Genomic DNA, 9718 nt, shown 5'->3' with positions numbered 1-9718 from the left:
AATTGTGCTTTACTCATTATTTCCTCCTAATTTTTATTTAATACTTCTTCTTTTACACTTTCAGGTACTTGAGCATAGTGATCAAATTGCATTGCATATGTTGCTCTACCTTGAGTTTTACTTCTTAGATCTGTTGCATATCCAAACATTTCTGAAAGTGGTATGAAAGCATTTAATACATGAATTCCATCTTTTGGATTCATTCCATCAATCTTACCTCTTCTTGATGAAACATCTCCCATTACATCTCCTAGATATTCATCTGGTGTAGTAATTTCAACTTTTTCCATTGGCTCAAGTAAAATTGGTTTAGCTTTTGCTACTGCGTTTTTAAGAGCCATAGATCCTGCTACGTGGAAGGCAACTTCTGATGAGTCTACTTCGTGGTATGAACCATCGAATACTTCAACGTGCATATCAACCATTGGATATCCACCAAGTATACCTTGAGTAGCTGCTTCTCTAACACCTTCTTCAACTGGTTTGATGTATTCTTTTGGAATTGCTCCTCCGACGATTTTGGATTCGAATGTGATTCCTGCTCCTTCTTCGCCTGGCATAATTCTAAGAACAACATCTCCGTATTGACCAGAACCACCGGATTGTCTTACAAACTTACCTTGTGCTTCTGCAGGTTGTGTTATAGATTCTCTGTATGCTACTTGTGGGTTACCAATGTTAGCTTCTACTTTGAATTCACGAAGTAATCTATCAACGATAATTTCAAGGTGTAATTCTCCCATTCCTGAAATTATTGTTTGTCCAGTTTCTTCATCTGTTTTTGTAACGAATGTTGGATCTTCTTCTGCAAGTTTTTGAAGTCCTATTGCCATTTTATCTTGACTTGCTCTTGTTTTTGGCTCAATAGCAACTGAGATAACTGGATCTGGGAATTCCATGTTTTCAAGAATTATTTGGTCATCTTGAAGGCAGAGTGAATCTCCTGTTGTTGTATTTTTAAGTCCAAGAAGAGCTACTATATCTCCACAATAGCCTGTTTCGATTTCTTCTTGTTTGTTTGAGTGCATTTGTAGGATTCTTCCTACTCTTTCTTTTTTACCTTTTGTAGCATTGTAGATGTATGAACCTGATTCAATTGTTCCTGAATAGATTCTTGCATAAATTAACTTACCTACATAAGGGTCTGTTACTACTTTAAATGCTAAGGCAGCTAAAGGTTCGTTATCTCCAGCTTTTCTTTCAAGAACTTTTTCTTCATCTTTAGGGTCAGTTCCTTGAACTGCTGGTATATCAAGTGGGCTTGGCATGTAATCAACTATGGCATCAAGAAGTGCTTGAACACCTTTGTTTTTATATGCTGATCCACATAGACATGGGAAAATTTTCTTTTCAATTGTTCCCTTTCTTATAGCAGCTTTAATTTCTTCTTCAGAAACTTCTTCACCTTCTAGATATTTCATCATTATTGTATCGTCAATTTCTGATAATTCTTCTAAAAGATTTGCTCTATATTCTTCAGCTTTTTCTTTTAAATTTTCTGGAATTTCGCCTTTGATTGGGTGAGCTCCTAAGTCTTCTGTTTTATATGTTACAGATTCCATTGTTACTAGGTCAACTACACCTTCAAATTCTTGTTCAGCTCCTATAGGAATTTCTATAGGTACTGCATTTGCTTTTAATTTTTCTTTTATTGTATCTACAGACATGAAAAAGTCAGCGCCTGTAGCATCCATTTTATTTATGAAACAAAATCTTGGAATGTCATATTTGTCAGCTTGTCTCCAAACTGTTTCAGATTGTGGTTCTACACCACTTTTCGCATCAAAAAGTGCAACAGCACCATCAAGAACTCTTAGAGATCTTTCTACTTCAACTGTAAAGTCAACGTGGCCTGGTGTGTCTATGATGTTTATTCTGTGATCATTCCAGTAACATGTTGTAGCAGCAGAACCAATTGTAATTCCACGTTCTTTTTCTTGGTCCATGGAATCCATTACTGCTGTACCATCATGGGTATCACCGATTTTATATATCTTTCCTGTATAAAACAACATTCTTTCTGTTACTGTTGTTTTACCAGCATCGATATGCGCCATGATACCAATATTTCTGGTTGCTTTTAATGAGACATCTCTTGACATTGATCCCCCTAATATCTATAGTGTGCGAAAGCTTTATTAGCTTCTGCAGCTCTGTGCATTTCTTCTTTACGTTTAACGCTGGCACCAGCATTGTTTGATGCATCTAAAATTTCTTTAGATAATCTTTCTACCATAGTTTTTTCTCCACGTGCTCTTGAGAAATTAACTAACCATCTTAAACCTAAAGTTTGTCTTCTTTCTGGTCTAACTTCCATAGGTACTTGGTAGTTAGCTCCACCTATTCTTCTTGCTTTAACTTCAAGTGTTGGCATAATATTTTCTAAAGCTTGGTAGAATACTTCTAATGGATCATTTCCTGAAGTTTCTCCAACTATTTCGAAAGCATCATAAACTATTTTTGTAGCAACGCCTTTTTTACCATCAAGCATAACGTTGTTGATAAGTTTTGTTACAACTCTATCGTTATACTTTGCATCAGGCATTACCTCTCTTTTTGGTATATGTCCTTTTCTTGACACTTTGCTTCCCTCCTTTACCAATTTTAGTAATATCTTTAGTACTCGACCATAAGGCCTTAAAAACGACCTTAAAGCCGTTCGTGTGCACATATACTTTTATTTTAATCTCAGTACATTATGCACTACATCTAAATACTACTAATTATCTTTTTTAGCTCCGTATTTAGATCTACCTTGTTTTCTTCCTTCTACTCCTGCTGTATCAAGAGTACCTCTTATGATATGGTATCTAACACCTGGAAGGTCTTTTACTCTTCCTCCTCTAATTAGTACAACAGAGTGTTCTTGAAGATTGTGTCCGATTCCTGGTATATAAGAAAGAACTTCTGCACCATTAGTAAGTCTTACTCTGGCAATTTTTCTCAAAGCAGAGTTAGGCTTTTTAGGTGTAACTGTTCTTACTGAAGTACAAACTCCACGTTTTTGTGGTGATTGAGATTTAGTTTGTCTTCTTTTAAGAGTATTGAAGTTATAACCTAAAGCTGGTGTATCTGATTTTTCCTTAGTAGTTTTTCTACCTTTTCTAACAAGTTGATTAATTGTAGGCATAATGCACCTCCTTTTTTTCTAAATTTTAATCATCTTAAAAATTGGCCTTACGCCAATCCTTATTAATTTTACACTCTTAGTATATATATGTCAAGTAATTTAAAGGCTTTTAGATATTTAAAATTATTTTTGATTTAATTAAATTCTTACAATTTTTTTTATAAATAGTACAATGTAATCAAAAAGAGGAAGATATGGAAAAATTTTATAAAATATTATTGCTAGATCTAGAAAAAAAGAAATATGAAATTGAATATATTGATAAAAAAACTAAAAATTTTTATATGGGTGGATTTGCTCTTTCTTTGTTTTTTTTAAATAAAAACAAAAATTTTAAAAATCCTTGGATGATTTTTACATCTTCAATCATCGAATATAAAAATCCAATTTCTAAATTTATAATTATGGGAAAAAATAATTCTGGTAAAATTTTCTACAAAAATATGGGAGGAGATTTTTCTTATTTTCTTAAATCAAATTCTTATGATGGACTTGTTTTGTTAAATAAGTCTGATTTTCCTGTGGAAATTTATATTGATAAAGATAAAATTTTATTTAATGAAAATTCTAATAAAAATTATTCAAACTCTTCTACTTTTAATTATTTAAGGAAAAAATATGGAGATAATTCATCTTCTATTTATATTACAAATTCAACTATAAAAAAAGATAATTTGGCGAGACTTGTTGAAGATAAATATCGTGGTTGTTCAAAAAATCTTTCAAATCTTTTGTATGAAAAAAATGTAATTTCCATTTCAGTTAAAAAAAATAATTTAAGAAAGATAAATATCCCATCAATTTTTAAAAACAATCCCAATAGACAATGTGATGGATGTATTTTGGGTTGTTTTGATAAAAAATCTCACGAAAAAGAAAATCTTTTTTCAATTAAAAATTCTTATAGTGATGATGATTTAGAAAAATTAAACAAAATAAAAACTAGACTTGATGAGTATGGAATTGATATTTATGGCTTATCAAAAAGCATAGAATTTTCATATAAATATTTAAACCATATTTACAAATTCGAAAATTTAAATATCGACCAATTGGATAATATTACAAAAAAAATCGTAAGTGATAAAAAAGATGAAATTTATAGTGATTTGGCTTGCGGTAAAAAATATCTAGAGAAGAAATATAAAATAAAATCTTTATCAGATAAAAAAAGAAAAAATATTCCTAAGGATTATCTAAAAATAATTGATTCGGCAGGAATGTGTTTGTTTGCTACAAACCCAAAAGATTTATCAAATATTGTAAATACCATAAATGAACTTTCAAATTTAAATTACAGCATTGATGATGTTAAAAATTTAATAAAAGAAATCGGAAAATTAGAAAGCAGCTTAAATTAATTTAAGCTGCTTGTTTTTTAATTCTATGTGATAGTCAAAGCTATAATCGTCTAAATTATCATGACTTATTATAATTATCATCCTATCTTCTTTTTCTTTTAGCCACTTATCCAAAAATATATTTGCATCAATCCTTGATTTTTTATCCATTTGAGAAAAGGGTTCATCTAGTAGCAAGGTCTGATTTGCTTTTAACATAGTCCTTAAAAAAACTACTTTTTCTTTTTCTCCTCCTGATAAGCTGTCTATATTTTGGTCTAATAAATTTTCTATTGCAAAAAATTCCAAGTCTTTTTTTATATTTTCAATATTTTTTCCTATTATTTTAAAATTATCTCTTGGAGTTTTTTTGAAAATAAAGGGATTTTGAGCTTGATAAACTATATTTTTATCATTTTCAATACTTCCTTTTACAAAGGTATTTATTCCAATAAAAGACTTTAATAATGTCGATTTGCCCGCTCCATTTTCTCCAGTTAAAATATATTTTTTTCCATCATAGAAAGTGAAATCTTCTATGTGAAATAATAATTTTTCGTAAATTTCAGCTTGTACGTTTTTTATTTTTATCATCATTTCTCCTAGAAAAAATCATTGCAAAAATAGAAATTCCAAAGGAAATTACCATAAGAATAATCCCAAGTTTTATACTCATAGAATAGTTTCCCTTATTATTTTCAAGAACTATTGCGGATGTCAAAACCCTAGTTTTATATCTTATATTTCCTCCTACAATCATTACAGCTCCTACTTCTGATATAGCTCTACCAAATCCTGTTATAAGCGCCGAAGAAAGCGAATAGGTGCTTTCTTTTAGCAACTGCCTATACATTTTGAATTTTGAAATTCCAAGTCCTAAGCAAGTTTCTACAAATGAATTTCTAATTTCTTCTACTGCTGGATATATATTTGCACAAATTATTGGTGTTACTATGAGAATTTGGGCAATTATTATAACTTTTTGCGTATAAAGCCAAGAAAGTTTTCCAAATATTCCATTTTTTGAAAATAAAATATATACAAAAACTCCTGCTATTACTGGTGGCAAAGATGTGAAAGCATTAATAATTATTTTTAAAATTTTTATAAATTTATTTTCATTTAATCCAAGGTAAAATGCCAAAAAAATCGCAAAAATTCCAGATATTATCGTTGAAATTATACAAATTTTTAAGGTCAATAAAACGATGGAATAAATTTCATTCATCCTATTCTCCTAAAAAGAAAAGTTGTTGACCATATTCCTCTTTTCCGTATTCACTAATTAATTTTTTTGCCTTATCTGATAGCATCCAATCTTGGAATTTCTTAGCTACATCTGGGTTTGTGCCTTTTACTTTGTCAGGATTTACTATAATAATTGAATAAACATTTTTAAGAGCATCTGATTGGTCAACTAAAACTTCCAAATCCAAATCATTTTCCATGGTTAAAAATGTTGATAAATCTGTTAAAGTATAGGCATTGTTTTCTGATGCAAATGTTAAAGTTGCTCCCATTCCATCTCCAAGTGAGTTGTAGTTATCTTTTTTTGATAATTCGTCAACATCAACGCCTGCTTTTTCCCAAATTTTTAATTCTTTGTTGTGAGTTCCTGACTCATCTCCTCTTGATACAAATTTTTCGCCCTTTTCATTTATCAATTTGAAGGCTTCTTCTGCATCTTTTCCTTTGATTCCTGCTGGATCATCTTTTGGTCCAACTATTACAAAGAAATTATGCATGAAAGATTTTCTTTCAAGTCCATATCCTTCTTCAATAAATTTTTCTTCCGCATCTTTTGAGTGAACCAAAATTACATCAGCATTTCCTGCCTTTGCATCTTCGATTGCAGCTCCTGTTCCTTTTGAAACTATTTCCATTTCAAGACCTGTGTCTTTTTTGAAATCATCTCTTAAATAATCCATTAGTCCTGAATCATTGACTGAAGTTGTTGTTGTAAGCTTTACAATTTTTTCTTCGCTTGTATTTTCATCTAAGCTTTCCACAATTTCATTACTTGTAGAATTTACATTGGAATCTGTTTTTATTTCTTCCGTATTTTTTCCACATCCTGTTAGTCCAAATAACAAAGCAAGTGCCAATAAATGTAATTTTTTAATTTTCATATTATCCTCCTATAAAATATTTCCACTTTCCTTAGTATTATACCCACCAAGAGTCTTCATTTTACTTTTAAATTCCTTTGATTTTAAAACTTCAACCAAGTCCTTGATTGATTCAAGTTTTAAATTCTCTTTTTTTATTATAAATTGATATTCTTCATCTTTTAAGTAAATAAAATCTATGTCCATTTTTATGGCTGCCGATTCAACTCCAATTGAAAAATCACAATCTCCATTTTTTACTGCAAGCGCTGCTGACAAATGAGTAGTCACTTCGTTATCGTAGCCATTTATGATTTCTGGATCAACATTTTTCTTTTTTAACAAATAATCAAACAACAAACGGGTCCCTGCTCCTCTTTGCCTGTTGACCATTTTTTTATCTAAAAGGTCTTCTATTTTTTTGATTTTTAATGGATTATTTTTTTGAACAAAAATCCCCTGCCTACGTCCAACCACATTTATTTTTGAAACTTCTTCTTTTTCAAAAAATAAATCAATGGCCTCGTTGTTATATGTTCCATTTTGATCTAGCAAATGAGAAGGTGCAAGCATACAGTCGCCTTGGCTTAGGGCCTTAAGTCCCGCCAAAGAGCCAACATGGGATGAGGAAATTCTTGTAAGTTTCTTATCTTTTGCAAATAAATCATTTAAAATATCTAAAACTATATCATGAGATCCAATCGAAACCATCCTGTTTTCAAAAACTTTTTTTGGAATCGGCCTATGAAGAGTGACTTCTACTAAATCTCCCCTGTTGTATCCTTCAATATTTCTATCAATAATTAAATAACCGTCTGATTCTGATAGGGAAAACAAAGAACCTGCCTTTCTATCAAGAGGGGTTACAATAATTTCTCCATCAACCAAGCCAATTTTTACCCTTATATATTCCCTGTTTTTTAGAGAGGAAATTACAGGCTTGGTAAGTTTTGCCTTAATTTTAATTTTATCATCTGAAATAATTCTCATTTTTTTAAGAAGAGTAGGAAGAACAATTTTATCAAAAACTATGTGGGTTGAAACGGGATAGCCTGGAAGTCCTACAAAGGGAGTTTGGGAAATTTTTCCAAGAATTGCTGGTTTTCCTGGTTTTATTGAAAGTCCATGGACAAAAACCTCTCCAATTTCTTCTACAATTTCTCTTGTATAATCCTTGCTTCCTGCCGAAGTCCCTGCAATTAATGTTACAAAATCACATTCTTTTTGAGCCTTAATAAGGGCATTTTTAATTTGTGCTTTTTCATCTTTTACAATGGGATAAATTATTGTTTCAAACCCACACTCTTTTGCCATAGATTTTAACATTGAAGAATTTGATTCGATAATTTTTCCCTTAACTAAGTCTTCTTTGTTATCAATTATTTCATTTCCAGATGGAATAATTCCAATTATTGGTTTTTTTAAAACTTCGACTTCATTTATTCCTGCAGAAATTAAAACTGAAAGATCAACTGACCTAAATTTGTGGTAAGATTCAAAAATCAAATCTTTTTCGATTACATCTTCTCCTTGAATTCTTATATTTTCCCAAGCATTTACAGGTTTTAAAATTACAATTCCTTTCTTTTGAATTTCCACATCTTCTATCATTATCACTGCATCATAGGGTTTTATTAAGGCGGAACCCGTATTGCAATAAATAAAATCTTCATTTTTTAAAAACAAGGGTTTATTTTCTCTTGCAAGTTTTGTCATCTCACTTTTTACCATAACCCCATCCATAGCTGATGAATGGTAGGCTGGTGATGAATATTTTGCAAAAACTGCATTTTTTGAAACTCTTCCAAAGGCATCCTTAGAATCTATAATTTCACATTTTTCATCTGCAAAAAATTCTCCAATATTTTCGTGAAAAATCTCTATTGCCTCTTCTAATTCTTTTGTATCTAAATAAATATTTCTCATCTAATAAGATTCACCCACACTTTTTCATTTTCTTTTATTCCTTCAACATATTCATCAATCACAATATAACCCTTGGCTTTTTTTAGTAGGGAAATATTGTTGGAAAATCCAAAAATAGGACTTGCCACAAGCTCATCTCCTTCATTTTTAATTTCTACAAGACAAATCATTGTTTTTGCTGAAGTATTTGCAATATTTCTTTCGATTTTGCATTTTATTTTTAAATTTTCGTCAATTTTAAAATATTTTTCATAGGCTTTTTGAAAAATCGTCCTAAAAACTGCATAGGCACTGATAGGATTTCCAGGAAGTCCCAAAATCATAGTATTGTTGTTTTGGCTTAAACTTGTCGGCTTTCCAGGTTTTATAGAAATTCCATGGTAGATCATTCCAGGATTTAACTTTTTTGAAATCTCTGGAACAAAATCCTTATTTCCCTTTGAGGATGATCCAGAAATTATTATCAAGTCCAAATCTTCTTCAAGCTCTTTTTTTATAAGATCTTTTTTATCTTCTAGATGTTTCATAGAAATAACATCAATTCCAATATTTTTAAGCAGTGAATAAAGCATATAAGAATTAATATCTCTTGATTTTCCTGGGACTAGTTTTGCATTTACTGGAATAATTTCATCTCCAGTTGATAAAATTTTACATTTTAATTTGTCATAAACTTCAATTTTTTCATAGCCCAAGCTTGCAGCCATGGCTATTGTTTCAGGATCTATGATTTTTCCTTCTTTTTCGTAAATATCTCCAACTTTTGAATCATCGCCAATATCTATAATATTTTCCATAAAAACCACAGGCTTACTGATTGAAATTAATTTTTCGGACAAAATTTCTGTAAATTCTATGGGTAAAACTGCATCTGCTCCTTCTGGAACCATACCTCCAGTATAAATTTTTGAGGCCTCGCCTCTTTTTAATTTTTTTTGGGGAATATTACCCATTTGGATTTCTTCAACAACTTTTAACATTGAAGGAATAGAATCAGTCGCTCCTAGGCTATCCTTATAATTTATGGCATAGCCATCCATAGTACTTTTTCTAAAACATGGCAAGTCATCTTTTGAAATCAAATCCTTAGCCAAAATATAGCCTAAAGAATTGCAAGTTTTCATTTGGATTTTTTTCTTGTATCCAATTTTTTCCATCAAAGAAACTTGTAAGTCAATAGCCTCATCAATTTTTACAACATCTAATAAATCCAT

9 protein-coding genes are annotated in these 9718 nt (G+C 30.6%); 1 reads left to right on the top strand and 8 read right to left on the bottom strand.

What is annotated here, in order from left to right; all coding sequences use genetic code 11:
- Nucleotides 1-26 precede the first annotated feature (26 nt).
- The 3 genes from fusA to rpsL all read right to left on the bottom strand — a co-directional run bounded on the left by fusA (nt 27) and on the right by rpsL (nt 3130).
- The gene (gene fusA / locus HMPREF3045_RS07555) at nt 27-2102 is read right to left on the bottom strand and encodes an elongation factor G (protein ID WP_070738364.1); all 2076 of its coding nucleotides are present in this window, start codon (nt 2100-2102) and stop codon (nt 27-29) included.
- A gap of 8 nt (nt 2103-2110) precedes the next feature.
- Nucleotides 2111-2581: a 30S ribosomal protein S7 gene (gene rpsG, locus HMPREF3045_RS07550; protein ID WP_004818603.1), complete on the bottom strand. Its 471-nt coding sequence runs from the start codon at nt 2579-2581 to the stop codon at nt 2111-2113.
- 138 nt (nt 2582-2719) lie between these two features.
- The gene (gene rpsL, locus HMPREF3045_RS07545; RefSeq protein ID WP_004838162.1) at nt 2720-3130 is read right to left on the bottom strand and encodes a 30S ribosomal protein S12; all 411 of its coding nucleotides are present in this window, start codon (nt 3128-3130) and stop codon (nt 2720-2722) included.
- 194 nt (nt 3131-3324) lie between these two features.
- Between rpsL and HMPREF3045_RS07540 the strand changes: the two genes are divergently transcribed.
- Nucleotides 3325-4491, top strand: coding sequence for an aldehyde ferredoxin oxidoreductase N-terminal domain-containing protein (locus tag HMPREF3045_RS07540; protein WP_083316597.1), 1167 nt, complete (start codon nt 3325-3327; stop codon nt 4489-4491).
- Here the strand turns inward: HMPREF3045_RS07540 and HMPREF3045_RS07535 are convergent.
- From HMPREF3045_RS07535 to HMPREF3045_RS07515, 5 genes are read right to left on the bottom strand one after another with little or no spacing between them, the layout of a single operon-like run.
- Nucleotides 4483-5064 carry an ATP-binding cassette domain-containing protein gene (locus HMPREF3045_RS07535; RefSeq protein WP_257244390.1) on the bottom strand — a complete coding sequence of 194 codons (582 nt, stop codon included), beginning with the start codon at nt 5062-5064 and terminating at the stop codon, nt 4483-4485. The genes HMPREF3045_RS07540 and HMPREF3045_RS07535 overlap by 9 nt on opposite strands.
- Entirely contained in the window at nt 5036-5698 is a 663-nt protein-coding gene (locus HMPREF3045_RS07530) for an ABC transporter permease (protein ID WP_070738362.1), read from the bottom strand. The genes HMPREF3045_RS07535 and HMPREF3045_RS07530 overlap by 29 nt, the downstream gene beginning before the upstream one ends.
- A gap of 1 nt (nt 5699) precedes the next feature.
- Nucleotides 5700-6599: an ABC transporter substrate-binding protein gene (locus tag HMPREF3045_RS07525; RefSeq protein ID WP_070738360.1), complete on the bottom strand. Its 900-nt coding sequence runs from the start codon at nt 6597-6599 to the stop codon at nt 5700-5702.
- 9 nt (nt 6600-6608) lie between these two features.
- Nucleotides 6609-8504 carry a molybdopterin biosynthesis protein gene (locus HMPREF3045_RS07520; RefSeq protein WP_070738358.1) on the bottom strand — a complete coding sequence of 632 codons (1896 nt, stop codon included), beginning with the start codon at nt 8502-8504 and terminating at the stop codon, nt 6609-6611.
- Nucleotides 8501-9718: a molybdopterin molybdotransferase MoeA gene (locus HMPREF3045_RS07515; RefSeq protein ID WP_070738356.1), complete on the bottom strand. Its 1218-nt coding sequence runs from the start codon at nt 9716-9718 to the stop codon at nt 8501-8503. Before HMPREF3045_RS07515 ends, HMPREF3045_RS07520 begins: the two co-directional genes overlap by 4 nt.

This window comes from Anaerococcus sp. HMSC075B03 (genome assembly GCF_001815585.1).
GTDB classification, from domain to species: domain Bacteria; phylum Bacillota; class Clostridia; order Tissierellales; family Peptoniphilaceae; genus Anaerococcus; species Anaerococcus vaginalis.
This window is presented reverse-complemented; position numbering and strand designations above follow the sequence as displayed.